This is a genomic window from Pantoea sp. BAV 3049 (assembly GCF_009765445.1).
Lineage (GTDB): Bacteria > Pseudomonadota > Gammaproteobacteria > Enterobacterales > Enterobacteriaceae > Erwinia.
In genome coordinates, this window is sequence record NZ_WHOY01000031.1 from 554,405 (window position 1) to 580,765 (window position 26,361).

A 26,361-nucleotide genomic window follows, 5' to 3' on the forward strand; every position below is an offset into this window, starting at 1 on the left:
TACAAGGAATTATCGTCAGATAACAGGATGAAAGGAAATGGAATCTTCCGCGAATAAAAAAAGGGCACCTCGCTGTGTTCTTTATTCTCACGACACGATGGGGTTTGGGCATATCCGTCGCAATATCCTGCTAAGTCAGGCGGTTCTCGACGCTCTGCCCAACGCAGAAGTCCTGCTGATTTCTGGTGTACGTGAGGCTGGCCGCTTTACCCTCCGTAAGGGGGTGGATAGCGTTATTCTTCCTTCTTATATAAAAACACCCGAGGGTAAATATCAGCCACGATCGCTTGGCAAAAAAATAAAATCATTGGTCAGACTGCGTGAACAAATAATTTACTCGGCCATTAATGCATTTTCCCCGGATGTCATGATTGTGGATAATGTGCCCCGGGGGGCCATGCGTGAGTTGGATCTCAGCCTGCCATTACTTTCCCGCCTTGGTACACATATGGTGCTTGGGTTAAGGGATATCATTGACGAACCTCAGGCAGTGAAAAAACAGTGGGATAAACAGGAGAACAGTCAGGCGATCCGTGACTTTTATTCCACCATCTGGATATACGGCGATAAAAAACTCTATGACCTGCGCAAAGAATATCATTTCGATGCACAGACCAATAAAAAAATAAACTTCACCGGTTATCTGGATTCGGCTCAACGTACCCAGTCCGACGACAATGATGGTCTGCTTTTGGGCAACGGCAACTTACCCTATGTGCTTTGCGTGGTTGGCGGAGGACAGGACGGTTTTCATCTGGCAGAAACTTTTGCCCGTGCCCGTCTGCCCGAAGGGGTTCAGGGGATCCTGGTGACCGGCTCAATGATGCCGGAAGCGCAGCGCCTGCGATTGCAGCAACTGGTTGTAGGCAGTGCTGAAAAGAGCATCGTCGGTTTCATGGCCGAGCCGCTTAAGCTGCTGCGTAATGCTCGTGCAGTGGTGGCAATGGGGGGCTATAACACGGTAACGGAGATCCTGACCTTCCACAAAACCGCCCTGATAGTCCCCAGAGTATCGCCCCGGCTGGAGCAGTGGTTACGGGCTGAACGCCTGGCCCGGATGGGGCTGCTGGACTGTGTCCATCCTGACCATCTGACGGTGGACTATCTCAGTAACTGGCTTGCCGGGTCACATCGCTTTGCCGATCCTCGCGAACGGCTTGATTTTTCAGGGTTGAACTTCGTGGCGGAAAGCGTCCGCGGCATGCTCAGTTCTGAACGTAGCCTGAGCCGCGAGGAGGCATCGTGATTTCTCAACCTCTGCACGTGGGTTACGTGCTTAAACGTTATCCCCGTTTTTCCGAGACCTTTGTGGTGAATGAGATCCTGGCCCACGAACGGGCCGGCATGGCGATTGATATTTTTGCGCTCGGCCCGGTAATGGAAGCCCATTTTCAACATGATATCGGCGCGGTCAGGGCACCGGTAAGCCGTCTGCCTGAGAAGCAACGCAATGTGGAGCACTACTGGGCGCTGGTGAGTGAAGCCCTTGAAAAACTGCCTGGTTTAGCCCGTAAGCTGGAAGAGGAGCGACAAAATAGCGTGCACGATCTGGCGCTGGCAATGCATATTGCACTGGCCGTACAGGCAGGAAACATTCAGCATCTGCACGCCCATTTCGCCACCCAGGCTGCCACGGTGGCGCGCCTTGCTGCCAAATTCAGTGGCATCAGCTGGTCATTTACCGCCCACGCGAAGGATATTTATTACCGCTATGACGGGGATATTTTCCTTCAGCGCAAGATTGACGATGCTGACCATATCGTGACCGTCTCTGATTACAACCTCAACTGGCTCCGCAGAGAGTACAGCCCCGAACCGCATAAAATCAGCCGCATCTATAACGGTCTGGATTTACGGCAATTCCCCTGGTCTTCCCCTTACAGGCGTCCGCCGAAAATTGTTGCAGCGGGACGACTGGTGGCGAAAAAAGGGTTTCTGGTGTTGATTGACGCCGTCAGCCGGTTAAAAGCAGCGGGAACAGCGTTTCACTGTACCTTGATTGGCGAAGGCCCACTGCGTGAACAGCTGGAGGCCTTAATTCAGCAGGCCGGAGTGGGAGATGTTGTGACGCTCACCGGGGCCTTGCCAAGGCATCAGGTGGCTGAGGCGATCCAGAATGCTGCCGTTGTCGTCGCACCGTGCATTATCAGTGAAGATGGCGATCGTGATGGTCTGCCGACCATTTTAGTCGAGGCCATGGCGCTGGGAACTCCGGTTGTCTCCACCAACATTGTGGGGATCCCGGAATTGGTGGACAACGATGTGACGGGGCTGTGCGTGAACCCGAATGATGCGGAAGAGCTGGCGCAGGCTGTCGGCCAGCTGCTGAATGAACCGGATACTCGTGAGCGGCTGGCCAGAAAAGCCAGAGATCTTGTGGTGCGTGACTACGATGTCGATCGCAACGCACAAAAACTCAGCGCCGTTTTCCGTTCTTTTGCCTTATGAACTTTGCTTTCCCAGGGAAAAAAGGATTTTTCTAAAATGCGAGTCGCTTACATCTGTGCCGATGCCGGAATTCCCGTCTTTGGCTGTAAAGGTGCGTCGGTACATATTCAGGAAGTGCTGCGCGCGTTAATCAAAAAGGGGGCGGAAATTGTCCTGTTTGCCAGCCGGATTGACAGCCCACCTCCACAGGATCTGAGAGGGATCCAGCTCTGTTCGTTGCCCCAGGCGAAATCAAAAAGCGCCGATCGGGCCGAAGCTGCACTGGAGGCCAATCAGCAACTGGTTCAGGCGCTGGAAGATAACGGTCCCTTCGATCTGGTGTATGAACGCTATTCATTGTGGAGTCATGCAGGTCTGGATTTCGCCAGCCGCCAGGGCTGGAAGACGGTGCTGGAGGTGAATGCGCCGCTGATTGAGGAGCAGCGCAACTACCGCGAGCTGGTGGATGAAGAGCAGGCAACCTTCGTTTTGCGTTGTTTACTGGACAGTGCGGCAGCCGTTGTGGCGGTGTCGCCTGGCGTAAAGGACTACCTCGCCTCGTTTTATCGTTCGGCGGAACGAGTACATGTGATTGCTAATGGCGTGGATCCGGCTCGTTTCGCCCTCCCGGAGTTCCGGCACCAGGCGGATATCGACGAAAGCCCGGTGGTTATTGGTTTTCTGGGCACTTTAAAACCCTGGCATGGGTTAACCACGCTGGTCGATGCGTTCAGACTTCTTCACGCGCAGCGGCCAAACACTCAGTTGCTTATTGTCGGAGAAGGGCCTCAACGGGCAACGCTGACTGAAGCACTCCATCGCTTCGGACTGTCGGAAAGTGTTATTTTCAGCGGGGGAGTCAATCCGGCGGAGGTGCCCGGCTGGCTGGCGAAAATGGATATTGCAGTCGCCCCTTATCCTGCGCTGGCAGGATTCTATTTTTCTCCTCTGAAAATTTATGAATACATGGCCGCCAGTTTGCCGGTAGTGACGACCCGGGTGGGACATCTTGCCGGAGTGGTGAACGAAGGGCAGACCGGTTTACTGGTGGAACCGGATAATTCTGCTGCACTTTGCGAGGCCATCAGGCATCTGGTGGATAATCCCTTGTTGCGACAGCAACTCGGAAGTGCGGGACGCATTAATGTGACCATGCAACACAGCTGGGATGCCGTAACGGAGCAAATATTGCGGATTGCAGATCTCCGGCTTGCGGATCGGGAGCCGTGATGCAGCACAGTTGGATGAAGGTTGCTTCCCGTTTTTCACCTTATCTTCGCCAGCAGCGTGGCGTTATTGTCCGTGCGTTGCTGGCACTGCTGCTGGCCACTGCGATGCGGCTGCTGGAGCCGTGGCCGCTGGCATTTATTGTTGATAATTTGCTGGCGAAGGATCATACCTCTACCGGGACGCTGGCCGGACTTACTGCTTCACTGACGGTAGAAGAGCTGCTGCTGCTCTGTGCCGGAAGCGTTATTGTTATCGCAGCCGTAAAGGCGGCACTGAGTTATTTCAGTACTATCGGGCTGGCTATCGCCGGCAGCCGGATCATCAGTGCGGTAAGGGTGGAGTTATTTCGGCATTTACAAAGTCTGTCGCTGCGGTTCCATCAGCAGGCTAAAACGGGCGACCTGGCGATGCGTCTGATCAATGACATTGGCATGCTGCGCGAGGCAATCATTACTGCACTGGTGCCAATGCTGGCTAATGTGCTGATCCTGGTAGGGATGTTCAGCATGATGCTGTATATCGACTGGGATCTGGCGCTGATCTCTTTGCTGCCATTGCCGCTGTTGTGGTGGAGCACCCGACTTTCCAGTAAAAAAATACACAAGGTAAGCCGCGAGCAGCGCAAGCGGGAAGGTGCGCTGGCGGCCAGCTCGGCGGAGTTTCTTGGCGCTATGGGGGTCGTGCAGGCTCTTTCGCTGGAGTCGGTAGCCTCCCGCAGTTTTGCCAGCGATGACGGAAAAAGCCTGCAGCAAAACGTCCGGTCGCGGCGACTGCTGGCGGGCCTGGAACGCCGCGTGGATTTGATCATCGCTTTCGCCACCGCCATCGTGCTCTTCGATGGCGCTACTGATGTGCTGGCGGGGACGATGTCGCCGGGCGATCTGCTGATTTTTGTCTCCTACCTGAAAAACTCTTTCCGCCCGGTCCGCGAGTACGCCAAATATGCCGGACGTCTGTCAAAAGCGCTGGCGGCCGCTGAGCGCGTGACCAACCTGCTGGATCTGCAGCCGGAAATAGTCGACCGTCCGGGAGCGAAACCGCTGACCGCTGTTCGGGGAGAGATCTGTTTTGAACGGGTGAGTTTTGCTTACGCCAGACCAGGGCAGGAGCGGCTTAATCTGCTGAATCAGATCGACTTTAGCCTGTCTGCCGGAGAGTCGCTGGCGATCGTTGGCCCCTCAGGCACCGGTAAATCAACGTTGCTCAGCCTGCTGTTGCGGCTGTATGAGCCACTATCCGGGCGCATCCTGCTGGATGGTCAGGACATCAGTGACTGTACGATTAAAAGCATCCGTCAATCTATCAGCTACGTGCCTCAGGATAACCTGCTGTTCGGTCTGACCGTGCGTGAAAATATCGCGCTGGCTGCCACGCAAGAGGTCACGGACGAACAGGTCTTTGCGGCGGCACGGCTGGCCCGGGCGCATGAGTTTATTCTTGGGCTGCCAGAAGGGTATGACACGGTACTGAGTGAACGGGGCACTTCCCTTTCTGGTGGGCAGCGTCAGCGGATCTCCATTGCCCGTGCGGCTATCCGGCAAAGCCCTGTTCTGTTGCTTGATGAACCGGGGACCGGCCTGGACAGTGAAGGGGAATATTATCTGATGGAAGCGCTGACCCAGCTGATGGTTGAGCGCACCACGGTTATTGTGACCCATAACCTCTCTTTTGCAGCAAGAGCGCAGCGTATCCTGGTGCTGGAAAACGGCAGGGTAGTGGAGCAGGGAACGCATAACACACTGTTGGCGAATAAGGGCCGTTACGCAGAGCTATGGGCCATCCAACAGCCAGATTATCAGCAGCTATGCGAGAGTTAACAAGGAAGAGCGGAATGTTACTGGATAAGGATATTGAAGTAGTGAAAAGCGACGCCGATCTGCCGGGGCTGATCGCAATGCTGGATAGCGAATTTCTGCTGGAGAAGCTGCAGGGGTTGCCGCAATTTGCCGATCTTCGCCAGCTGCAAACGGACTATTTGCGTTACAAACCTGCGACCAGCTGTGCGGCGACACTGCTCTTAACGTTTGCAGACGGACGCAAGCAGTATCTTTTTGCAAAAGCCCTGACGATGGCCCGTTTTGTTGTCTCATGGCAGCATCCAAAACGACAAAGGTTGGTGGAAAAACAGGATCCTTCCGCTCCGGTAGCACTTCCTGAACTGGGCATTATTTTAACTTATCCCCAGCAGGATCGTGCACTCCCTCAGCTTGGCTTGCTGACTCCCTCCGCGCAGCGTGATGCCCTTTTCCGTCAGTGGCTTCCGGGGCTTTCTGGCAGTGCAGAAATCAGTGTGCAGATCATGCGTTATAAACCTGAGCGCAGGTTACTGGCACTGTTATACAGCGATGGTCAGCCCCGTGCTGTGCTGCGCTTCGCCAGCGCCAGTCGTTTTGAGCCGATGCTGGCGGGGAATCAGTGGGGGCACACCACCGGTGAAATCACCCTTCTGGCGGTAGTGCCGGAATACCGGTTACTGATCACCGAGTGGATTGAGGGACAAACCCTTTGTCCCGAGCAGGGAGGGTGCTGGCAGGAAAGCGATCTTTTCCTCACCGGACGCCAGCTGGCTGGAATACATCAGGATGACTCCATTTCACCCGCGACGTTGTGCGCCCTGGAGGGTACCAGCGGGGCCAGAAATGTACTGGACACGCTGCGGGCTATCTGTCCGCAGCAGGAGACACTGTTTTCCATGCTGCTGGATGAGCTCGACCGGAGATTAGCGGTCCATCACTTCAAACCGGCTTTGATTCACGGCGATTTTTCCATTGATCAGGTGGTCAGGCTTTCTACTGAGCGACAGCTAAGAATTATCGACTGGGATCGGTCTGCGCTGGGAAATCCGGCGAGCGATCTGGCTGCTTTCCAGGCCAGGATTGAGCTGCAGGTCATCGAAGGTCTGCTCAGCCAGCAACAGGGAAGCCAGGCGATTGCGACTTTCCATGCTGGCTACGTCGCATCGGGCGACCGGTTACCGCAGTATCTGAATGAGTACACGGCTCTGGCTATGCTGCAACTGGCTGCTGAGCCGTTCCGGAAACGTGCTGCGGACTGGTCACAGCAAATTGAAGCCTTGCTGCTTCGGGTGCAGCAATTACTGGCTTTACCTGCCACTTTACCGGCGGATGCTGCCCTGCAGCGTTTGCTCAATCGTCAGCAGATGGAGGAGCCACTGCGTGCGGTGCTGGCGTTGCCAGAGGCCAGTATTCTGAACCGTATCGGGCTTGTCGCCAGCAAGCCTGGCCGGCGATCCGTACTGGAATATCAGTTTGTCGTGCAAGGCAGCAGCGCGCCTTTTTCAGTGGTGGGAAAATATCGCTGTAAGGGGATCAATCAGCACGGTTATGCCGTACAGCAGGCGCTGTGGCGTAACGATTTTGGTGCCAATAGCGACATTGCCGTACCGGAACCTCTTGCGATATTGCCCGCCTGCCATCTGTGGATACAGCGTAAGGTGGCAGGCCCCTGTATGACTGCCTTGCTCTTTCCGGATAACGATCGTCTGTTTGAGCTGGGCTACTGTGCCGGGAAGGCGCTGGCGAAAATACAGTCCAGTCGGACGGCCAGCACCCTGGTCACGGAGAAGTGCTGGACCCTGCAGGATGAGCTGAGGGTCCTCAGGCTGCGGCTCGCTGCGGCCAGTGATGACCGTCCTGAATGGGCCAGCCGCATCACACGTGTTTTCAGCGCCTGTGAGTCACTCACCCATTCTCTGTCTGGTGCGAATAACGTTTTTGTCCACCGTGATTTCTATCCCGCCCAACTGCTGGTTCCCGATGAATCCCCGGCGCGGATCGTGATTCTTGATTTTGATCTCTCCGCCACTGGCGCGGCGGCACTGGACGCAGGGAACTATCTGGCCCATGTGCAGGAACAGGCATTACGCTGCTGGGGAGAGGTGGACGCTCTTAACCTCCATGAGCAGGGACTTATCGAAGGCTGGCAGCAGCACAGTCAGCCAGCGGACGAGCAAGATATTGCCATCTTTACCCTGCTTGCTCTGGCTCGTCATATAGGTATCAGCCTGCTGTTTGCGGAGCGGCATGCGGTGACGGAGCGCCTGCTTTCTCTCTGCGAACAGAGACTGAAAAATGAATTCGTCAGCAGGGAGGCTGAATGATGAAAAGAGTGAGTTATCTTTGTTTACTGGTTTCAATTCTCGCCTTCCCACTGGACGGTGTGGCCACTGACAGTGTACCAACCGGTAAGCACATCCCTCACACCAGAAAAAAAGCCTCTCCTGACCCGCGGCCAGGGGAGGCGCTGGCCGTCCATTTACGGACCATTGTGGAAGCCACGCAGCTCAGAAACAGCAAGCTTCGCTATGGCGACAAAAGAACCAATAAGCTGGAGCTGGAGCCGACCGCCAGGCTGAGCGTCAGGGCTTTTAAAGGGCGACCGGTCTCTTTTTTTGGCGAGCTGGAATTCATCCAGAAGAAAAAGCGGGAGACGGGAAAAGAGGCTAAGACCACCGACACATTGAATTTTAATCAGGCCTGGCTGCAATTCGATGAGTCGCTGATCCCGGATGTGGATTTACGGCTTGGCCGCTGGCTGTTACGTGATGAGCGGGAATGGCTGTTTGATGAAAATATCGATGGCGTCTATGCGAAGTATGACGGCAAGGTGGAGACCGAGTTCGTCGCCGGGCAGGTTAACTACTGGCAGCGTGACCTGCTGGACAGCAGTACGCGCGGCAATAAAACCAACATTCTGGCACTGATCCCCCGTTATGACCTCAGTCAGCACTGGCTGGTGGGGGGCTATGCTGTGTATCAGAATGGCCGGGCCACGAAAGAAGATCGTCAGTTAAATATGGGACTGCGCTCCTGGGCCTCACCACGGCAGGATTTCAGCCACTGGCTGGATGTTTCCACCGTCCGGGGCCAGAAAGATCGACAACAGCTGAGAGGGTATGCGGCGGATAGCGGCGTAACCTTGAGGCTGAAAGAGATGCCGCTGGAGCCGCGTTTCACGCTCGGCTATGCCTGGGGCAGTGCGGATAAAGACAGCGACGAGCGAGTCAGCAGACGCTATCGTCAAACTGGCTTACAGGGTAATGAAGCGACCTTTGGCGGCATGGCTAAATTCAAAATCTATGGCGACACCCTCGCCCCTGAACTGACCAATATCCACATTATTACAGCCGGAACGGGAATTGACCTGGGTAAGCAGGCGTCACTGGATGTGGTTTATCACTATTATCGCCAGCATCGCCTCGCGGCACTGGTTGATGATACCACCGCGCTGGAGGCCAAATATGACCGCCAAACAACGAAAAAACTGGGATCGGCGCTGGACGTGATTGTGGGCTGGCGGCCTCATCAGCGGGTGAGGCTGGAGGGTGGCATGGCCTGGTTTGCGCCTTCTTCCCGCTTTCATGCTGGTTCCAGCCGCCACAGCCCGCGCGCCGGTAATGCCAGTTCATGGTGGCTAAAAGCGGAGGTGAGATTTTAAAAGAGCGACTTCAATCTCTCTTTACATCTTCTCTGTACGATTCAGGTGAAGAGCCGTGGCATACTACGGCTCTTTTTTTGTGGATAATCCTCGTATTATGAACCCAACTATCTGGATGGCGCTGGCTTTGGTGCTGGTTTTAGAAGGCCTGGGACCGGTCCTGTTTCCCCGCCTCTGGCGGCGAATGATTTTATCAATGACCCAACTGCCTGACACGCTGCTGCGCCGTTTTGGCGGTGGGCTGGTGGTCGCCGGGGCAGTGATTTACTACATGATCAGCACTCACAGCGGTGGTTAAAACTGCGCACAGCTCCGCGGTAAAAAAGTCCGCAATCGTATGCTAAAAGAGCTGAAAGACGTGTTTTACGGTGGTAGAATCCATTTTTAAGCAATCGGTGATTTTGAGAAATGGGTAAGAACGTCGTCGTACTGGGCACCCAATGGGGTGACGAAGGTAAAGGAAAGATTGTTGACCTCCTGACTGAACGTGCAAAATATGTTGTTCGCTATCAGGGCGGCCATAACGCTGGCCATACGCTAGTCATCAACGGTGAGAAAACCGTCCTCCACTTAATTCCCTCTGGCATCCTGCGTGAAAACGTGACCAGCATCATCGGCAACGGTGTGGTGCTGTCTCCTGCTGCGCTGATGAAAGAGATGAAGGGTCTGGAAGATCGCGGCTTCCCTGTACGCGAACGTCTGTTCATTTCTGAAGCCTGCCCGCTGATCCTCGAATATCACGTAGCACTCGACGTGGCTCGTGAGAAAGCGCGTGGTGCGAAAGCGATCGGTACCACCGGTCGTGGTATCGGCCCGGCTTACGAAGATAAAGTAGCGCGTCGTGGCCTGCGCGTAGGTGACCTGTTCAACAAGGAAACCTTCGCTGTCAAGCTGAAAGAAGTGATGGATTATCACAACTTTCAACTGGTTAACTACTACAAAGAAGAAGCGGTTGATTACGACAAAGTGCTCGGCGATATGATGGCAGTAGCCGATATCCTGACCGGCATGGTGGTTGACGTTTCCGACCTGCTGGACAACGCGCGTCAGCGTGGCGACCTGATCATGTTTGAAGGCGCACAGGGTACGCTGCTGGATATCGACCACGGTACCTATCCGTATGTCACCTCTTCCAACACCACTGCGGGTGGCGTGGCAACAGGTTCAGGTATTGGTCCACGTTACGTGGATTACGTGCTTGGCATCGTGAAGGCCTACTCCACCCGCGTGGGTGCAGGTCCTTTCCCTACTGAGCTGTTCGATGAAACCGGTGAGTTCCTGTGCAAGCAGGGTAACGAGTTTGGTGCTACTACCGGTCGTCGCCGTCGTACTGGCTGGCTGGATGCGGTTGCCGTGCGCCGTGCGGTGCAGATCAACTCCCTCTCCGGCTTCTGCATGACCAAACTGGACGTGCTGGACGGCCTGAAAGAAGTGAAAATCTGCGTGGGCTATAAAATGCCTGACGGACGTGAAGTAACCACTACCCCGCTGGCAGCAGAAGGTTGGGAAGGCATTGAGCCAATCTACGAAAGCATGCCGGGCTGGTCAGAGACCACTTTTGGTGTGAAAACGCTGGAAGGCCTGCCACAGGCAGCGCGTAACTACATCAAGCGTGTTGAAGAAGTGACTGGCGTCCCGGTTGATATTATTTCGACCGGTCCGGATCGCAGCGAGACAATGATCCTGCGTGACCCATTTGATGCATAAATGCTGTCTTCAGGGCCGGAGCAATCCGGCCTTACTCATTCCTCCACATTTTCCTGCCCTGCATTCTCTTATCTCTTGCTTGCTGAAATAAAATGGCCTCGAATGCGAAGGCTGGTTTATCATCATTTATAACACACTCATTTTTGAGCGGATTACGGCGACTTTACCGGCGCTGGTCAGGCTTTTGAGGTAACTGTGCAGCTAACGAGTTTCACCGATTATGGTTTACGTGCGCTGATCTTTATGGCCGTACTCCCTGCAGGTCAGATGACCAGTATTACTGAGGTTACAGAGGCTTACGGTGTCTCACGTAATCATATGGTCAAAATAATCAATCAACTTAGTCGTGCAGGCTATGTAGCCGCAGTGCGTGGAAAAAACGGCGGCATCCGGCTGGGTAAAGCGCCGGGCGAGATTGTGATTGGTCAGGTGGTTCGGGATATGGAGCCTTTGCTGCTGGTGAACTGTGAGACCTGCCTGATCACCCCGGCCTGCCGCCTGAAAAAGGCGCTGAATGACGCCGTGCAGAGTTTCCTGGCCGCACTGGATGACTACACGCTGGCCGACCTGGTTACCGACAACCATCCGCTCTACCAAATATTGCAGATTAAACACCGATAATCCGCAACTGATGACAACGGAGGAACCGCAATGTCAAAAGATCCTTTTAAGGAACGGGAAGCTGAGAAATACGAAAATCCCATTCCCAGTCGCGAATTTATCCTGGCACATCTGGATAAACGCGAAAAACCAGCCAGCCGTGAAGAGCTGGCTGCTGAGCTGTCTATTTCCGGCGAAGAGCAGACTGAAGCGCTGCGTCGCCGCCTGCGCGCCATGGAGCGTGACGGACAGCTGGTCTTCACCCGCCGGCAGTGCTACGCACTGCCAGAACGTCTGGATCTGCTGCGCGGCAAGGTAATTGGCCACCGCGATGGCTTCGGCTTTTTACGCATTGAAGGCAGCAAAGACGACCTGTACCTCTCTGCCGAGCAGATGAAAATGTGCATGCACGGCGATGTGATCCTCGCCCAGGCTATGGGTGCCGATCGTAAAGGCCGCCGTGAAGCGCGCGTTGTTCGCGTACTTGAACCGCGCAATAACCAGATTGTTGGCCGTTACTTTACCGAAGCGGGCGTTGGTTTTGTGGTGCCGGATGACAGCCGACTGAGCTTCGATATTCTGATCCCACAGGAAGAGCTGATGGGAGCCAGAATGGGCTTTGTGGTGGTGGTGGAGCTGATGCAGCGTCCAACTCGCCGCAGCAAAGCAGTCGGTAAAGTGGTGGAAGTGCTGGGTGACAACATGGGTACCGGCATGGCCGTCGAAATGGCGCTGCGCACCCATGATATTCCTCACAGCTGGCCGGAAGCGCTGGAAAACCAGATTGCCAGACTGAAAGAGGAAGTGCCGGAAGAGGCGAAAATTGGCCGGGTGGATCTGCGCGATCTGCCGCTGGTGACCATTGATGGTGAAGATGCCCGCGACTTCGATGACGCTGTGTTCTGTGAAAGGAAACGCGGCGGCGGCTGGCGCTTGTGGGTGGCTATTGCCGACGTAAGCTACTACGTTCGTCCGGGCACGCCGCTGGACGATGAGGCGGTTAACCGGGGGACATCAGTCTACTTCCCATCGCAGGTTGTGCCGATGCTGCCGGAAGTGCTGTCTAATGGCCTGTGTTCGCTGAATCCGCAGGTAGACCGTCTCTGTATGGTCTGTGAGATGACCATCTCCGCCACCGGTAAACTCACCGGCTATAAACATTACGAAGCGGTGATGAACTCCTGGGCGCGTCTGACCTATAACAAAGTCTGGAGCATTTTGCAGGGCAACCAGGAGCTGCGTGAGCAATACGAGCCGCTGGTACAGGACCTGGAAGAGCTGCACCGCATGTATCTGGTGCTGGAGAAGTCCCGCGAGCAGCGCGGCGGCATCTCGTTCGAAACTGATGAAGCCAAGTTCGTCTTCAACGCCGATCGTCGCATTGAGCGCGTGGAGCAGGTTTCCCGTAACGATGCGCACAAGCTGATAGAAGAGTGCATGATCCTCGCCAACATCGCTTCGGCTCGTTACGTTGAGAAGAACAACGAACCAGCGCTGTTCCGCGACCACGACCGTCCAGGTGAAGAGAACATTAAGAGCTTCCGCTCGGTGCTGAACGAGTTGGGGCTGACGCTGGGCGGCGGCAACAAACCGCATCCGCTGGATTATGCCGGACTGTTGACCCAAATCTCCAGCCGTCCTGACGCTGAGATGCTGCAAACCATGCTGCTGCGTTCAATGAAGCAGGCAGTGTACGATCCGGAAAACCGTGGCCACTTTGGGCTGGCGCTGGCCTCGTATGCCCACTTCACTTCGCCAATCCGTCGCTATCCGGATCTGCTGCTGCACCGTGCGATCAAGTATCTGCTGGCAAAAGAGAATGGCACTCTGCAGGGTAATACCACGCCGACCGGCGGCTTCCATTACGACCTGCAGCAGATGTTGCAGTTCGGTCAGCACTGCTCGATGACCGAGCGCCGTGCCGATGAAGCCACGCGCGACGTGGCCGACTGGCTGAAGTGTGACTTTATGCAGGATCAGGTGGGCGAAACCTTTACCGGCGTGATCTCCAGCGTGACCGGCTTTGGTTTCTTTGTGCGTCTGACCGACCTCTTTATCGATGGGCTGGTGCATGTCTCCACGCTCGACAATGATTACTACCGCTTTGACGCGGTTGGGCAACGTCTGATCGGCGAGTCCAGTGGCAAAACCTACCGCCTGGGCGATACGGTCGAAGTGCGTGTTGATGCTGTCCATATGGATGAGCGCAAAATCGACTTTGCTCTGATTTCAGGCTCACGTAAACCGCGTGGCGAAGGGAAAACAGAGCGCGATCGGGCGAAAAAGAGCGCGCCGCTGCAACAAGGTAAACGCCGTCGTGACCAGGCTAAGAAGGCGAACTTTGAGCCGGACAGCGCCTTCCGTGCAGGAAGCGGTAGGCAGGATGCCAGCGCGAAGAAAGATAAAAAACCGAAAAAATCTTCGGATAAAACCCGTAAAATTGCAGCCGCGACCCGCTCCAAACGCGCAGCGAAGAAGAAATCTGACACAACGGCCTGACATCTGATGTCCTCCGTGGGGGAAGACATGCGTCCCCCGTGGGGGCGAAGATCGTTGCAGGGGCGGAACTTATTCCGCCCCTCTGTAAAAATTATCTACTGAGTATTTGATTAATGAGTGAGATTGTTTTTGGACTTCACGCCGTGCAGGCGCTGCTCGACAGCGACCCGCAGCGCTTTCAGGAAGTGTTCATCCTTAAAGGCCGTGACGACCGTCGTCTGCAGCCGCTGGTGAAGGCGCTGGAAGCCCAGGGGATCGTCATCCAGCTCGCCAGCCGTCAGTGGCTGGACAGCCAGGTGGAAGGAGGCGTGCACCAGGGGATCGTGGCGAAGGTGAAAGCCGGTCGTCAGTATCAGGAAAACGACCTGCCGGACCTGCTGGCCAGCCTGGATTCACCGTTCCTGCTGATCCTGGATGGCGTGACCGACCCGCATAACCTCGGAGCTTGCCTGCGCAGTGCTGATGCTGCTGGTGTCCACGCGGTTATCGTCCCTCGTGACCGTTCTGCGCAACTGAACGCCACGGCGAAAAAGGTCGCCAGTGGTGCAGCCGAGCATGTGCCGCTGATCCGCGTGACTAACCTGGCGCGCACTATGCGCCTGCTGCAGGAAGCAAACATCTGGATCGTGGGCACGGCTGGCGAAGCCGACCATGATGTCTATCAGAGCAAAATGACCGGCCCGATGGCGCTGGTGATGGGTGCGGAAGGGGAAGGCATGCGTCGTCTGACCCGCGAACATTGTGATGAACTGATCAGTATTCCGATGGCGGGCAGCGTCTCCTCGCTGAACGTTTCGGTGGCGACCGGGGTCTGCCTGTTTGAGGCGGTGCGCCAGCGCAAAGCCTGATCCTCTGACCGGCTGCCTCTGGCGGCCGGTCTGCTGCTTTACAGCGCTGACTGACGAAGCGTGATCACGGCGGAAGGGGTATAACCAAACTTCTGTTTAAACGCTTTGCTGAAGTGAAAAGAGTCAAAAAAATTCAGTCTTTCGGCCACCAGGCTGACGCTATACCCTTCCTGCTGCAACAGCGACTGGGCCAGCTCCAGCCTCGCATCCAGATAATACTCTTTTGGTGATTTACCTGTATATTTCAGAAATAGTTTCCGCAGATATTGTTCGCTACATTCCATCCATTCCGCCATTTCCGTTACGCTCCAGTGTTTTTGTAAATCGGCATGTAGTGTCGAGAGCAGCTTCTCAATTTTAATTAATTTTGTGGGCTTAATCCCATTTTCTGCAATAAGACAAATCCACTGGTAAATCATTTTAGTCAGAAAGGCCACCGCCAGGTTCTTTTTATTCGAATTTTGATTCCCCAACAGTTCTCCAACTTCCAGCAATTCCTGGTTATAACCGTCACCATTGTGAATAATGGCTTTTTGCCTTAAAGGAATATCCATTGCACAATTCGGTATAAACTCCATCCAGTATTGTTCCCACACCAGCCCTTCGCAGTGATAGGAAAGGATATCGACAGGTTTAAGAAAGATCACACAGTTACCGTTTAGCGTAACCTCCTCGCCGCTGTGCAGCAGGATCTTGCCGCTGCCCTGCAGGGTATAGATCGCCACCCATGAGCTGGCAATCAGCGGCTTCTTTTTATCCTGTGGCCAGAAAACACGATAGGTTTTATCGGCAAGAGTGTGCCAAAGGGAAAGCAGAATAATGCCGCTGGAGATCACATTTTCTTCAAGAACCAGCGGAATATTATAGGTAGTTTCGTTTTTTACATCGGAAAGGGCGTTTTTTCCATTCATTTTATTCTCCCTCCAGTTAATGATGACGCGAACCCAAATGTGAAATTTAGCAAAAAAAATCTCCGTCGGGTAAACAGGATGCGTTATCTGTGATTTCAAACCGCCTCGACCCGAGTGCTGCAATATTCCTTTGTGCCGTTATTGCATCGGGACATAATAATCTAAGGGCATGAAATGAATATTCAGCAAATTGTGAGCTTCCTGGCTTTCACCTTTCTGGTGGCGTTTATCACCTGGTGGAAGCTGCGAAAGTCTGACACCCAGTCACAACAGGGGTACTTCCTCGCCGGACGCTCCCTGAAAGCGCCCATTATTGCTGCTTCGCTGATGCTGACCAACCTGTCGACTGAACAGCTGGTGGGTCTGACCGGGCAGGCATACCGCAGCGGGATGTCGGTCATGGCCTGGGAAGTGATCTCCGCTATTCCCCTGATTTTCCTTGCGCTGATCTTTCTGCCCCGCTATCTGCAGCGCGGTATTGCCACCATTCCGCAGTTCATTGAAGAGCGTTACGACAAAACCACCCGCATCATCGTCGACTGCTGCTTTCTGATCGCCACCGGGATCTGTTTTCTGCCGGTAGTGCTTTACTCCGGAGCACTGGCTTTTAACAGTATCTTCCATATCAGTGAAACCTTTGGCATTTCGCAGTCGGACTCGATTTGGGCAATGGTGGTGGTGCTCGGGCTGTCGGGGATCCTCTATGCGGTCATCGGCGGCATGAAAGCGATTGCTATCGCCGATATGATCAACGGCATCGGCCTGGTGATTGGTGGCCTGATGGTGCCGGTGTTTGGCCTGATGGTGATGGGTGATGGCAGCCTGCTGAAAGGGCTGGATCGCCTGACCACTGACCACAGCGAGATGCTGAATTCGATTGGTGGGGCTAACGATCCGGTGCCGATCGGGGCCGCGCTGACCGGGCTGGTGCTGGTGAACACCTTCTACTGGTGTACCAATCAGGGGATCGTGCAGCGCACGCTCGGCTCGCGCAATCTGGCCGAAGGACAGAAGGGCGCATTGCTGACGGCGGTGCTGAAAATGCTCGATCCGCTGATCCTGGTGCTGCCGGGGATCATCGCCTTCCACCTGTTTCGTGAACTGCCCTCAGCGGACATGGCCTATCCGGCGCTGGTCAACCGGGTGATGCCGCTGCCGCTGATCGGCTTCTTCAGCGCCGTGCTGTTCGGGGCGATTATCAGCGCCTTCTGCGGCTTTCTTAACAGCGCCTCCACGCTGTTCAGCCTTGGCATCTATAACCGCATCATCAATCAGGACGCCTCTTCAGAGAAACTGGTGAGAGTTGGCCGTCAGTTCGGTCTGGTGGTCACCGTGATTTCGGTGCTGGTCGCGCCGTGGATTGCCCATGCGCCCGAAGGACTCTACTCCTGGATGAAGCAGCTGAACGGCATTTATAACGTGCCGCTGGTCACCATCATCATTATGGGCTTCTTCTTTCCGCGTATTCCTGCGGTGGCCGCGAAAGCCGCGCTGCTGTTCGGCATCTGTAGCTATATCGTGATCAACTATCTGGTGGATCTGCATTTCCACTTCCTCTACACGCTGGCATTCACCTTTTGTATCAACGTGGTGCTGATGCTGACCATTGGCTGGCTGTGGCCGCAGGCGGAGCCTTTCCGCTTCCGTGATGCTTTTGCGGTGGATATGACGCCGTGGAAAAACGCCAAAATCGCCTCTTTCGGCGTGCTTTTCGCGATGATTGGCGTCTATTCCGGCTTTGCCCGGTTTGGCGGCTATAACAGCCACCTGCTGACGGTGTTCTGTTATCTGGTGGTGGCGGGTGTGGTGATTTACCTCTTTGTGGACAGCCGACGCCAGCGTCGCGTGGCTTCTGCAGTCCCTCTTTCTCAAGCTAAGGATGACTGATGCAACGTCCCAATATCGTTTTGATCATGACCGATACCCAGGCCACCAATATGGTGGGCTGTTACAGCGGCAAGCCGCTGAATACCAATCATATTGATACGCTGGCGGAGGAGGGGATTCGTTTTAACTCGGCCTACACCTGCACGCCAGTCTGTACGCCAGCGCGTGCCGGGCTGTTTACCGGCATTTATGCCAACCAGTCCGGGCCGTGGACCAACAACGTCGCGCCGGGGAAAAACATCAGCACTATGGGGCGCTACTTTAAGGATGCGGGCTATCACACCTGTTTTATCGGCAAGTGGCATCTCGACGGGCATGACTACTTCGGCACCGGCATCTGCCCGCCGGAGTGGGATGCCGACTACTGGTTTGATGGCGCTAACTACCTGGCGGAGCTGAGCGAGGAGCAAACTGGGCTGTGGCGCAACGGGCTGAACAGCGCGGAAGATATCCGTGCACATCATATTGATGAAACCTTCACCTGGGCCTGGCGGATCAGCAAACGGGCGATCGACTTTGTCCGGCGTCCGGAACGGGAAGAACAGCCGTTCCTGATGGTGATCTCCTATGATGAGCCGCACCATCCTTTTACCTGCCCGGCTGAGTACATCGACAAGTACGAGGATTTTTATTATGACCTTGGCCCGCGCGCGCAGGACGACCTGCGGAAGAAGCCGGAGCACCATCAGCTCTGGGCAGATGCCATGCCTTCGCCGGTCGGTGAGGATGGCCGCTACCATCACCCGCTCTATTTTGCCTGCAACGATTTTGTCGATGACCAGATTGGTAAGGTCGTGGCGGCATTAACCCCGGAGCAGCGTGAGAACACCTGGCTGGTTTACACCTCCGATCACGGTGAGATGATGGGCGCGCACCAGCTAATCAGCAAAGGGGCCGCGATGTATGACGATATTACCCGCGTGCCGCTGATTGTCTGCCCGCCGACGGGTGAGCAGCCACCGCGTCAGGTGGATACACCTGTCAGCCATATCGACGTGCTGCCAACCCTGATGGCGCTGGCAGGCATTGAGCAGCCCGATATTCTGCCAGGCGGCAACTTCCTGCAGGTGGAAGGGGATCGCGGCGTGATGGTGGAGTTCAACCGTTACGAAATCGAACACGACAGCTTCGGCGGGTTTATTCCGGTGCGCTGCTGGGTCACCTCGCGCTTCAAGCTGGTGATCAACCTTTTCACCAGCGATGAGCTGTACGATCGCGACGCCGATCCGGAGGAGGTCTGTAACCTGATTGACGATCCCCGTTTCGCCACAGAGCGCAATCAGTTGCATGACCAGTTGCTGAATTATATGGAGCGCATCCGCGATCCGTTCCGCTCTTATCAGTGGGCATGTCGTACATGGCGAACAGATGCAGAGCCGCGCTGGATGGGGCCGTTCCGCCCACGTCCGGAGGATGGCTATTCGCCGGTGGTGCGCGACTATGACACCGGGATGCCGACCCAGGGTGTGAAGATGGAAGAGAAAAAACAGAAGTTCTGAGGTTGTCCGGGGCCGACAGCATGGCCCCGAAGCAAGGAGAAAAGATGAATCTGTCACGGATTGGTGAAGCGCCGGATTACCGTTTTTCACTGGCGAATGAGCGGACGTTCCTGGCGTGGATCCGCACGGCTCTGGGGTTTCTGGCCGCCGGAGTGGGGCTGGACCAGTTTGCCCCGGACATTGCCACACCACCGGTTCGTCAGGCGCTGGCACTGCTGCTGTGCCTGTTTGCCGCGCTGCTGGCGGCGATGGGTTACCTGCGCTGGCTGCGCAACGAGCGGGCAATGCGGCTGAAGGAAGATTTGCCCTACACGCGCATACTGCAACTGGTGGCACTGGCGATGGTTGCCGCGGCCGTAGTGCTGTCAGGTGTGCTGCTCCATGCCCGCTAAGCGCCACGCCCGGCGACTGGCCGACCCGGGATTGCAGCCGGAAAGAACCTCGCTGGCCTGGTTTCGTACGCTGCTCGGCTGCGGGGTGCTGATGGCCCTGGCGCTGCGGCATCATCGCGAACTTTCCGGCCCGCCGTTCTGGAGCGTGATGGCCGTGCTGATCGGCATCTGGCTGATGCTGTGCGGCTACACCCGGCAGCGTGGAAGAATGGATATTGCGCACGATTTCACCGGCTGGCCAGCCCGGATGGCGAAACTGGGGATTGCCCTTGCTGTGCTGCTGCTGGCACTGCTCTTTTGCTGCCGTCATCTTTTGCAGCTGTTGTCCGGCGGTCTGCGATGAAGGGCTGCCACGTTATGGCGAAACCGGCAGGCTCGCGTTGCAACCTCAGCTGCCACTACTGTTTTTATCTTGATAAGCCTGCGCTGCCGGTGATGGATGACGAAACGCTGCGTCTGTATATCAGCCAGCATATCGCCGCGCAGCCTGGTGAAGAGGTGGCGTTTGCCTGGCAGGGCGGCGAACCCACACTCTGTGGTTTGCCGTTCTTCAAAAAAGTGGTGGCGCTGCAGGCGCGTTATGCAGCCGGAAAGCGCATCCACAATTCTCTGCAGACTAACGGCCTGCTGCTGAATGATGAGTGGTGCGCTTTCCTGCACCAACATCAGTGGCTGGTGGGGTTGTCGCTGGATGGTCCGGAAGAGATGCATGACCGTTATCGGGTGACGCGGCGCGGATTGCCGTCTCACCATCGGGTGATCGCTACCCTTAATCGCCTGCGCGAGCATCAGGTCGCCTTTAACCTGATGGTGGTGGTGAACCATCTTAACGGCCAGCAGCCGGAGCAAATGTATGCGTATCTGCGACAGCTGGGCACGCCGTGGCTGCAGTTTATTCCGCTGGTGGAGTGGGATGCAGCGGGAAATCTGACGCCGGAATCGGTCACCGCTGAAGTGTGGGGAAGCTTTCTGACTGACGTTTTTATGCGCTGGGGCAGGCAGGATATTGGCCGCATCCATATTCAGCTGTTTGAATCCACGCTGGGGATCTGGAATGGTTTTCCGTCTCAGATGTGCGTGCTGAGCGAAACCTGTGGCCATGCTTTTGCGCTGGAAGCGAATGGTGACCTCTACCAGTGTGACCATTTTGTCGGGCCGCAGTGGTTTGTGGGCAATTTGCACCAGACGACGCTGAGTCAGCTGAATACCAGCCAGCCGGTTATCACATTTGGTATGGCCAAAAAGGCGCAGCTGCCAGCGGAATGCCTGACGTGCCGGGAGCGGCCTTTCTGCCACGGTGACTGCCCAAAACACCGGCCACCCGGCGGAAAAAGTGCGCTGTGCGAGGGCTATCGTCGCTTTTTCCGCGAGAGCGCGCCATGGATGGCGATGATGCGTGATTTGATTCGCCGCCGACGCTCGCCAGCCGAACTGATGGGAGCGTTTCCGGAACTGACCGACTCGCGGGGACAGGTTGTGATCCCCTGCACAAATTCTCACCAGAGCCAGGCATAACCCTGCCAGGCTCCCATACTTACCCTGAATGTGAAAGGGTGCAGATATGGACTGGAAAACCCACAGCGTATTTAATCAGCCCCGCCCTCTGGCGAACAGCAACCTGTTTCTGTCGGACACGCCGCTGCGCGAAGCGGTGCAGCGCCAGGGCGCAGGCTGGGACAGCGATCTGCTGGCTTCGGTCGGTCAACAGTTAGGGAGCGCTGAGTCGCTGGAGTTAGGGCGTCTGGCGAACAGCAATCCGCCGGAGCTGCTGCGCTTTGATCCCTGCGGCGAACGGCTGGATGACGTGCGCTTTCACCCGGCCTGGCATTTGCTGATGCAGGGCCTGTGCGCCAACCGCGTGCACAACCTTCCCTGGCAGGAACAGCCTCCTCCTGCGGCATTTGTTGCCCGTACCGCCCGCTTTATCCTTCATGCTCAGGTCGAGGCGGGCACTCTCTGTCCGGTGACGATGACCTTTGGTGCCATTCCGCTGCTACAAAAGTACCTGCCTGCTGAATTTCGTGACTGGCTGCAGCCGCTGCTTTCCGATCGTTATGACCCACATCTGCAATCCGGCAGCCTTAAGCGCGGCCTGCTGATTGGCATGGGGATGACCGAAAAGCAGGGCGGGACTGACGTGCTGAGCAACACCACGCGGGCAGAACCCGTGGCCGGGCGGGGAAGTGGCGCAGCCTATCGCCTCACCGGCCACAAATGGTTTTTCTCGGTGCCGCAAAGTGATGCTCATCTGGTTCTTGCTCAGGCTCAGGGAGGCATTTCCTGCTTCTTTTTGCCGCGGATATTGCCGGACGGTGAGCGTAATGCTGTCCATATCGAACGGCTGAAAGACAAGCTGGGCAACCGTTCAAATGCCAGCAGCGAGGTCGAATTTTTTGCCGCCACCGGCTGGTTGATCGGCGAAGAGGGCGAGGGCGTCAGGCAGATCCTTAAAATGGGGGGTTACACGCGCTTCGACTGCGCACTGGGCAGCCATGCCATGATGCGGCGGGCATTCTCTGTTGCGCTGTATCATGCTCATCAGCGGCAGGTACTGGGTAAAAACCTGGTCGATCAGCCGCTGATGCGCCAGGTGCTCAGCTCTCAGGCGCTGCTGCTGGAAGGGCAGACGGCAATGCTGTTCCGGTTGGCACGGGCCTGGTCATCGGTGAGTGAGGAAGAGGGGAAAATCTTCAGCCGGTTGTTTACCCCGGCGGCTAAATTCGCCGTTTGCCGGCGAGGTATGGGTTTTGTGGCCGAATCGATGGAAGTGCTCGGCGGCATTGGCTACTGCGAAGAGAGCGAGCTGCCGAGACTGTACCGTGAAATGCCGGTCAACAGTATCTGGGAAGGTTCGGGAAACGTAATGTGCCTGGATGTGTTACGGGTGCTGACCCGGCAACCGGGCACTCTGGAACTGCTGACCAGAGAGTTTGATGTGGTGAAGGGGCAGAACCGGCATTTTGACAGCCGCTGGCGACAGCTGAAGCTGATGTTACGCAAACCGCAGGAGGGGCAGGCGCGTCACCTTTGTGAAACGCTGTTTACTCTTGCCAGCAGCGTGGAGGTGATGACCAGCCTGGAACCGGGGATTGCCGATGCCTGGTGCCGCCAGATGCTGGATCCGCGCGGCGCCAGTACCCTGACGGAAAAAGTCTGTGAGCGGCTGTTACTTCGCGCCGGTGGCGGGAACTGACGGGCCATAAAGGATCGCCGTGGAGTACCAGTTGCCGGGCATTACCGTTTCGCTGACCATCTGGATAACATACCAGGTAGCCCCGGCGGCATTAGCCTTATCGGCGATGGCCCGTTCTGCATCGTCAGGCGAGCCGCGCACGGTAACGCTGATGGTTCCCAGCCGGTTGAGGGCCGTACTCTGCGCCCGGGTGATCTCCTGAGCCTTCGGCCCTGCTGGTGGCGGTGGTTCGGGGGGCGTTTTAAACTGGCTGCAGCTTGCAAGCAGCAGGGTGAACAACAAAGGCAGTAACCGGCGCATCATCGTGTCTCAGCAGTGGGATAGCCTGAAGTGTAAGCTATCCCGGCTTTTTTTTAAGCTTTTACCGTAAATACCTGTACCAGCTGGGTGAGGTGGCGGCCCTTGCGACTCAGTTCCTGCGCTGTCTGTTCAGAGTTGCCAATCAGCTCGCTGCTCTGATGGGTAGCATGACCAATCTGGTTCATCGCCAGATTCACCTGGCCAATTCCCGCAGACTGCTCCTTCGAGGCAACGTTGATTTCACTCATCAGCACCTTAACCTGATCAATCCGGCCGACGATATCCTCCATCGCCTGACGGGTTTGTTCAGACAGGTCATGCCCCTGAACCACTTTACTCAGTGAGTTTTCGATCAGGCCATCAATCTCTTTGGCCGCCTGTGCACTGCGTTGAGCCAGCGCCCGCACTTCAGCAGCGACCACCGCAAACCCTTTACCATGCTCACCCGCACGGGCGGCTTCCACCGCGGCATTGAGCGCCAGAATATTGGTCTGGAATGCAATGGATTCAATGACCTGGGTGATGTCGGCGATGCTCTGCGAAGCATTTTTAATGTCGCTCATCGTCACCACGGATTGCGAAACGGTTTCTCCCCCATTCTGTACCGCGCTGGCTGCTTCACCGACCAGCGTCAGCGCCTGCGAAACGTTGGCAGCATTCTGCGCAACGGTGGCACTCAATTGCTCCATGCTGGCCGAGGTTTCTTCCACGCTGCTGGCCTGTCGGGTGATCTGCTCGCTGATGTTTTCACTGCTCAGCGCGATGGAATCAGTGCCGCTGCTGATATCCTGGGCGGCTTCGCGGACCTCAGAGACAATGCGGTCCAGGCCGTCGCCGATGCCGTTGATGGCCACAATCAGTTGCCCCACCTCATCATGACGGCGAGTGTGCAGCGTGGCCTGCAGGTTGCCTGCGGAGTAGTGGCGGGCCAGCTCGATGACCTGCTGCAGCGGCCTGCTCAGCCAGCGGCGGGTGGTGAGCACAAAGCTCAAAGCAAACAGCAGTACCAGTGCGGCCCCCAGCGACAGGAACAGATTGCGCGTATGCCGGATTGGAGCCAGCAGGCTGGCTTTATCCACTTCACCCAGGATGATCCAGTTCCAGTCCGGCAGATGTTGCCAGGCCATGATCTGCATTTTACCGCTCTGATCGGGCGCTTCAATCGTACCGCTGTTCTGGCTTAATAACTGCTGCTGCAGCGAGTCCGGCCAGGTGGGCAGCTTGCCTTCTTCGGAGGGATGGAACACAAACTGCCCGCGATTTTTACCTTCGGCGTTATTCAGCACGGTGAATCGTCCGCTGCTGCCCAGTGTTTTCGACAGCACCTTATCGCGGATTAATGCATATTGCCTGGTGATGTCGACGCCGACAAACAGAATGGCGATAACGCCGCCGGAGCTGTCTTTAACAGGCTGATACTGAGTGATATAGCGTTTACCAAACAGCATGCTGACCCCCTGGTAAATCTCCCCGTTCAGCGCCCGCTTCCAGGCCGGGCTGCTGTGATCCAGGCGGGTGCCAATGGCACGTTCACCATCCTGTTTGCGCAGAGAGGTGGAGACACGGACAAAATCATCGCCCATGCGCACAAAGATGGTTGAGATGGCCGCTGTTCTCTGCTGGAAGTCGTCCACCAGCACCTGATCCAGGTTCAGCGTTTTCAGCCCGGCGCGCAGAGTTGGCGTCTGCTCATCGCCCACGGCGATGATTTGCGAGTCATCAAGGGAAAAACGCTTCGGCAAAAAGCTCTGGAACAGCGCTGTATAGTTGGCGACCTCTTCGCTCAGCGTGCTGTTAAACATAGAGGCCATATCGCCGATGCCGCTGACCTGGTTCTCCATATTTTCCAGCGTCAGCGATTGCAGCTGTTTTGCGGCGTTCTGGGTCAGTGCCAGCGTCAGGATCAGGAACAGAATGGCAACGGTTGCCGAGGTGATCACAGACAGCTTGACCCCCAGGCTCCAGCGGCGAAAAGATAAAAGTTTCATTGGCAGGCTCATTATATTTATACGATGGGTTATAACGGTTAACGGCAATGCGGCTGAAACATTTAGTTCTTAATTTTGTGAGCAGGCTAAGGATCCTGACCTTAAACTCAGTGTAGTGCGTTGTTAAACCCCTGCTCAGGGGCTGACTCAAATCATAAAATCAGGGAGATATCATGATTGAAATGATCACCGGGACTTTTGCCGGTATTGATTGCCTGCAGGCTACTCCGGCCGGTAAACGTCACGATCCTCTGCCAACCATCCTCTTTTATCATGGCTTTACCTCGTCTAAAGAGGTCTATTCCTACTTCGGTGTGGCGCTGGCGCAAGCCGGATTCCGCGCGGTGCTGCCCGATGCCGATCTGCACGGTGCACGCTACAACGGGGAGACCGAATACCGTTTCAGCCATTTCTGGGAAATCCTGCGCAGCAATATTAATGAAGTACCGCTGCTGGAGGCCGCGCTGCGGGAACAAAACCTGATTGATGGGCGGCGTATTGCGGTGGCGGGTGCTTCAATGGGCGGTATGACCGCACTGGGCGCGATGGCGCGGAACCCCCATTTTGCCAGCGTTGCCTGCATGATGGGATCGGGTTATTTCACCTCGCTGTGCCACACGTTGTTCCCACCGCTGGTGGCGAAAACGCCAGATCAGAAGAGAGAGTTTGCAGAGCGCACGGCCCCGCTGGCTGACTATGATGTCAGCAGCAGGCTGGAGAATATTGCCGATCGGCCGCTATTGATCTGGCACGGTGAAGCGGATGAGGTGGTGCCTCTCGCGGAGAGCGTCAGGCTGGAAAAGGCGCTGCGGGAAGCGAAACTCGATACCCATCTGACGTACATCACTGAGAAAGGTATCGGGCATCGCATTACACCGCCTGCGCTGGAGGCATTAGTGACTTTCTTTAAACATCATTTATAGCTCTGTTTTGGCGGGGCGAATTTTTATTTTGCCAGGCTTCTACAGCTGTTTCGAAAGCTGCTCTGCGGCAGTGGTCGGCACTTTAGTGGCTGACTTATCAATCGGAGACGCGATACGGTTAACAAAGACGTAGCTGTTCGCCGCTTTGCTGGTGTAGCTTTTCACCTGCTGCGCGTTACCAGAATTGCTGGCAAGGGCGGACGTGGAAAGGAAGAGACCGAGTAGAGTGGCGATTGCGATGGTTTTCATGGTTCAACTCCACAATCAGGTAATACATCTGACGCGGACGTCAGGGTCGTGTCATAAGCAACTTCTCTAGTTTAGTCCGCCCTCCGCTAAAAGGTATTAGTAATTCTTGCTCATTTCGAACAGGAAATTTGAACGATATTTCACCTAAGTGGATGATCTTTATCCATTAGCACGGAATGCTCACCAGAATGGCCTGGAAAATGACAAATAGTTTCCCCTCCCCTGTGACTTTGCCTTGTGTTATCCCCCCG

The 26,361-nt window shown here is 55.9% G+C and carries 22 protein-coding genes; 18 read left to right on the forward strand and 4 right to left on the reverse strand.

The window, feature by feature from the left end; genetic code table 11:
* Window positions 1–37 precede the first annotated feature (37 nt).
* The 11 genes from GSQ70_RS03440 to rlmB all read left to right on the forward strand — a co-directional run bounded on the left by GSQ70_RS03440 (window position 38) and on the right by rlmB (window position 14,768).
* Window positions 38–1,246: a glycosyltransferase family protein gene (locus tag GSQ70_RS03440; RefSeq protein ID WP_199257218.1), complete on the forward strand. Its 1,209-nt coding sequence runs from the start codon at window positions 38–40 to the stop codon at window positions 1,244–1,246.
* Entirely contained in the window at window positions 1,243–2,448 is a 1,206-nt protein-coding gene (locus tag GSQ70_RS03445; protein WP_233268239.1) for a glycosyltransferase family 4 protein, read from the forward strand. Before GSQ70_RS03440 ends, GSQ70_RS03445 begins: the two co-directional genes overlap by 4 nt.
* Window positions 2,449–2,484: 36 nt before the next feature.
* Complete coding sequence (locus tag GSQ70_RS03450) at window positions 2,485–3,657, forward strand: glycosyltransferase family 4 protein (protein ID WP_158781168.1); 1,173 nt, start codon at window positions 2,485–2,487, stop codon at window positions 3,655–3,657.
* On the forward strand, window positions 3,657–5,474 hold the full coding sequence (locus GSQ70_RS03455) for an ABC transporter ATP-binding protein (RefSeq protein WP_158781170.1): 1,818 nt from the start codon (window positions 3,657–3,659) through the stop codon (window positions 5,472–5,474). Before GSQ70_RS03450 ends, GSQ70_RS03455 begins: the two co-directional genes overlap by 1 nt.
* A gap of 14 nt (window positions 5,475–5,488) precedes the next feature.
* The gene (locus GSQ70_RS03460) at window positions 5,489–7,777 is read left to right on the forward strand and encodes a phosphotransferase (RefSeq protein ID WP_158781172.1); all 2,289 of its coding nucleotides are present in this window, start codon (window positions 5,489–5,491) and stop codon (window positions 7,775–7,777) included.
* The gene (locus GSQ70_RS03465) at window positions 7,774–9,114 is read left to right on the forward strand and encodes an alginate export family protein (RefSeq protein WP_158781174.1); all 1,341 of its coding nucleotides are present in this window, start codon (window positions 7,774–7,776) and stop codon (window positions 9,112–9,114) included. The genes GSQ70_RS03460 and GSQ70_RS03465 overlap by 4 nt, the downstream gene beginning before the upstream one ends.
* A 97-nt stretch (window positions 9,115–9,211) precedes the next feature.
* Window positions 9,212–9,412, forward strand: coding sequence for a DUF2065 domain-containing protein (locus GSQ70_RS03470; RefSeq protein WP_158781176.1), 201 nt, complete (start codon window positions 9,212–9,214; stop codon window positions 9,410–9,412).
* A 110-nt stretch (window positions 9,413–9,522) separates the two neighbouring features.
* Window positions 9,523–10,821 (forward strand): adenylosuccinate synthase, encoded by a 1,299-nt coding sequence (locus tag GSQ70_RS03475; protein WP_158781178.1) that lies wholly within the window; start codon window positions 9,523–9,525, stop codon window positions 10,819–10,821.
* A gap of 195 nt (window positions 10,822–11,016) precedes the next feature.
* Window positions 11,017–11,442 carry a nitric oxide-sensing transcriptional repressor NsrR gene (gene nsrR / locus GSQ70_RS03480; RefSeq protein WP_158781180.1) on the forward strand — a complete coding sequence of 142 codons (426 nt, stop codon included), beginning with the start codon at window positions 11,017–11,019 and terminating at the stop codon, window positions 11,440–11,442.
* A 30-nt stretch (window positions 11,443–11,472) separates the two neighbouring features.
* Window positions 11,473–13,920 (forward strand): ribonuclease R, encoded by a 2,448-nt coding sequence (gene rnr / locus GSQ70_RS03485; RefSeq protein WP_158781182.1) that lies wholly within the window; start codon window positions 11,473–11,475, stop codon window positions 13,918–13,920.
* A gap of 113 nt (window positions 13,921–14,033) precedes the next feature.
* Window positions 14,034–14,768, forward strand: coding sequence for a 23S rRNA (guanosine(2251)-2'-O)-methyltransferase RlmB (gene rlmB, locus GSQ70_RS03490; RefSeq protein WP_158781184.1), 735 nt, complete (start codon window positions 14,034–14,036; stop codon window positions 14,766–14,768).
* Between the two features lie 38 nt (window positions 14,769–14,806).
* On the opposite strand, the gene GSQ70_RS03495 is transcribed toward rlmB, so the two are convergent.
* Window positions 14,807–15,679 (reverse strand): helix-turn-helix transcriptional regulator, encoded by an 873-nt coding sequence (locus tag GSQ70_RS03495; protein WP_158785193.1) that lies wholly within the window; start codon window positions 15,677–15,679, stop codon window positions 14,807–14,809.
* 174 nt (window positions 15,680–15,853) lie between these two features.
* Between GSQ70_RS03495 and GSQ70_RS03500 the strand changes: the two genes are divergently transcribed.
* The 6 genes from GSQ70_RS03500 to GSQ70_RS03525 are packed head-to-tail and all read left to right on the forward strand — an operon-like array spanning window position 15,854 to window position 22,650.
* The gene (locus GSQ70_RS03500; protein WP_158781187.1) at window positions 15,854–17,566 is read left to right on the forward strand and encodes a solute:sodium symporter family transporter; all 1,713 of its coding nucleotides are present in this window, start codon (window positions 15,854–15,856) and stop codon (window positions 17,564–17,566) included.
* Window positions 17,566–19,065, forward strand: a complete 1,500-nt coding sequence (locus tag GSQ70_RS03505; RefSeq protein WP_158781189.1) for a sulfatase-like hydrolase/transferase — start codon at window positions 17,566–17,568, stop codon at window positions 19,063–19,065. The genes GSQ70_RS03500 and GSQ70_RS03505 overlap by 1 nt, the downstream gene beginning before the upstream one ends.
* Window positions 19,066–19,109: 44 nt before the next feature.
* Entirely contained in the window at window positions 19,110–19,457 is a 348-nt protein-coding gene (locus GSQ70_RS03510) for a YidH family protein (RefSeq protein WP_158781191.1), read from the forward strand.
* On the forward strand, window positions 19,447–19,800 hold the full coding sequence (locus tag GSQ70_RS03515) for a DUF202 domain-containing protein (protein WP_158781193.1): 354 nt from the start codon (window positions 19,447–19,449) through the stop codon (window positions 19,798–19,800). Before GSQ70_RS03510 ends, GSQ70_RS03515 begins: the two co-directional genes overlap by 11 nt.
* Window positions 19,797–20,972, forward strand: coding sequence for an anaerobic sulfatase maturase (locus GSQ70_RS03520; protein WP_158781195.1), 1,176 nt, complete (start codon window positions 19,797–19,799; stop codon window positions 20,970–20,972). Before GSQ70_RS03515 ends, GSQ70_RS03520 begins: the two co-directional genes overlap by 4 nt.
* Window positions 20,973–21,018: 46 nt before the next feature.
* Complete coding sequence (locus tag GSQ70_RS03525) at window positions 21,019–22,650, forward strand: isovaleryl-CoA dehydrogenase (RefSeq protein WP_158781197.1); 1,632 nt, start codon at window positions 21,019–21,021, stop codon at window positions 22,648–22,650.
* On the opposite strand, the gene bsmA is transcribed toward GSQ70_RS03525, so the two are convergent.
* Together bsmA and GSQ70_RS03535 are read right to left on the reverse strand one after the other, a co-directional pair.
* Window positions 22,624–22,950 carry a biofilm peroxide resistance protein BsmA gene (gene bsmA, locus GSQ70_RS03530; RefSeq protein WP_158785194.1) on the reverse strand — a complete coding sequence of 109 codons (327 nt, stop codon included), beginning with the start codon at window positions 22,948–22,950 and terminating at the stop codon, window positions 22,624–22,626. The genes GSQ70_RS03525 and bsmA overlap by 27 nt on opposite strands.
* 53 nt (window positions 22,951–23,003) lie before the next feature.
* Window positions 23,004–24,938, reverse strand: a complete 1,935-nt coding sequence (locus GSQ70_RS03535) for a methyl-accepting chemotaxis protein (protein WP_158781200.1) — start codon at window positions 24,936–24,938, stop codon at window positions 23,004–23,006.
* A 173-nt stretch (window positions 24,939–25,111) separates the two neighbouring features.
* Here GSQ70_RS03535 and yjfP point away from each other — a divergent pair, with 173 nt between their 5' ends.
* Window positions 25,112–25,861 (forward strand): esterase, encoded by a 750-nt coding sequence (gene yjfP / locus GSQ70_RS03540; RefSeq protein WP_158781202.1) that lies wholly within the window; start codon window positions 25,112–25,114, stop codon window positions 25,859–25,861.
* Window positions 25,862–25,900: 39 nt separating this feature from the next.
* On the opposite strand, the gene GSQ70_RS03545 is transcribed toward yjfP, so the two are convergent.
* The gene (locus tag GSQ70_RS03545; protein ID WP_158781204.1) at window positions 25,901–26,110 is read right to left on the reverse strand and encodes a hypothetical protein; all 210 of its coding nucleotides are present in this window, start codon (window positions 26,108–26,110) and stop codon (window positions 25,901–25,903) included.
* Between the last annotated feature and the right edge of the window lie 251 nt (window positions 26,111–26,361).

Bases quoted from the DNA above. Each gene is read 5' to 3' on its own strand.
- GSQ70_RS03440 (WP_199257218.1), top strand. From the start codon at position 38: ATGGAATCTTCCGCGAATAAAAAAAGGGCACCTCGCTGTGTTCTTTAT.
- GSQ70_RS03450 (WP_158781168.1), top strand. From the start codon at position 2,485: ATGCGAGTCGCTTACATCTGTGCCGATGCCGGAATTCCCGTCTTTGGC.
- GSQ70_RS03455 (WP_158781170.1), top strand. From the start codon at position 3,657: ATGCAGCACAGTTGGATGAAGGTTGCTTCCCGTTTTTCACCTTATCTT.
- GSQ70_RS03460 (WP_158781172.1), top strand. From the start codon at position 5,489: ATGTTACTGGATAAGGATATTGAAGTAGTGAAAAGCGACGCCGATCTG.
- GSQ70_RS03465 (WP_158781174.1), top strand. From the start codon at position 7,774: ATGATGAAAAGAGTGAGTTATCTTTGTTTACTGGTTTCAATTCTCGCC.
- GSQ70_RS03470 (WP_158781176.1), top strand. From the start codon at position 9,212: ATGAACCCAACTATCTGGATGGCGCTGGCTTTGGTGCTGGTTTTAGAA.
- GSQ70_RS03475 (WP_158781178.1), top strand. From the start codon at position 9,523: ATGGGTAAGAACGTCGTCGTACTGGGCACCCAATGGGGTGACGAAGGT.
- rnr (WP_158781182.1), top strand. From the start codon at position 11,473: ATGTCAAAAGATCCTTTTAAGGAACGGGAAGCTGAGAAATACGAAAAT.
- rlmB (WP_158781184.1), top strand. From the start codon at position 14,034: ATGAGTGAGATTGTTTTTGGACTTCACGCCGTGCAGGCGCTGCTCGAC.
- GSQ70_RS03495 (WP_158785193.1), bottom strand. From the start codon at position 15,679: ATGAATGGAAAAAACGCCCTTTCCGATGTAAAAAACGAAACTACCTAT.
- GSQ70_RS03500 (WP_158781187.1), top strand. From the start codon at position 15,854: ATGAATATTCAGCAAATTGTGAGCTTCCTGGCTTTCACCTTTCTGGTG.
- GSQ70_RS03505 (WP_158781189.1), top strand. From the start codon at position 17,566: ATGCAACGTCCCAATATCGTTTTGATCATGACCGATACCCAGGCCACC.
- GSQ70_RS03510 (WP_158781191.1), top strand. From the start codon at position 19,110: ATGAATCTGTCACGGATTGGTGAAGCGCCGGATTACCGTTTTTCACTG.
- GSQ70_RS03515 (WP_158781193.1), top strand. From the start codon at position 19,447: ATGCCCGCTAAGCGCCACGCCCGGCGACTGGCCGACCCGGGATTGCAG.
- GSQ70_RS03520 (WP_158781195.1), top strand. From the start codon at position 19,797: ATGAAGGGCTGCCACGTTATGGCGAAACCGGCAGGCTCGCGTTGCAAC.
- GSQ70_RS03525 (WP_158781197.1), top strand. From the start codon at position 21,019: ATGGACTGGAAAACCCACAGCGTATTTAATCAGCCCCGCCCTCTGGCG.
- bsmA (WP_158785194.1), bottom strand. From the start codon at position 22,950: ATGCGCCGGTTACTGCCTTTGTTGTTCACCCTGCTGCTTGCAAGCTGC.
- GSQ70_RS03535 (WP_158781200.1), bottom strand. From the start codon at position 24,938: ATGAAACTTTTATCTTTTCGCCGCTGGAGCCTGGGGGTCAAGCTGTCT.
- yjfP (WP_158781202.1), top strand. From the start codon at position 25,112: ATGATTGAAATGATCACCGGGACTTTTGCCGGTATTGATTGCCTGCAG.
- GSQ70_RS03545 (WP_158781204.1), bottom strand. From the start codon at position 26,110: ATGAAAACCATCGCAATCGCCACTCTACTCGGTCTCTTCCTTTCCACG.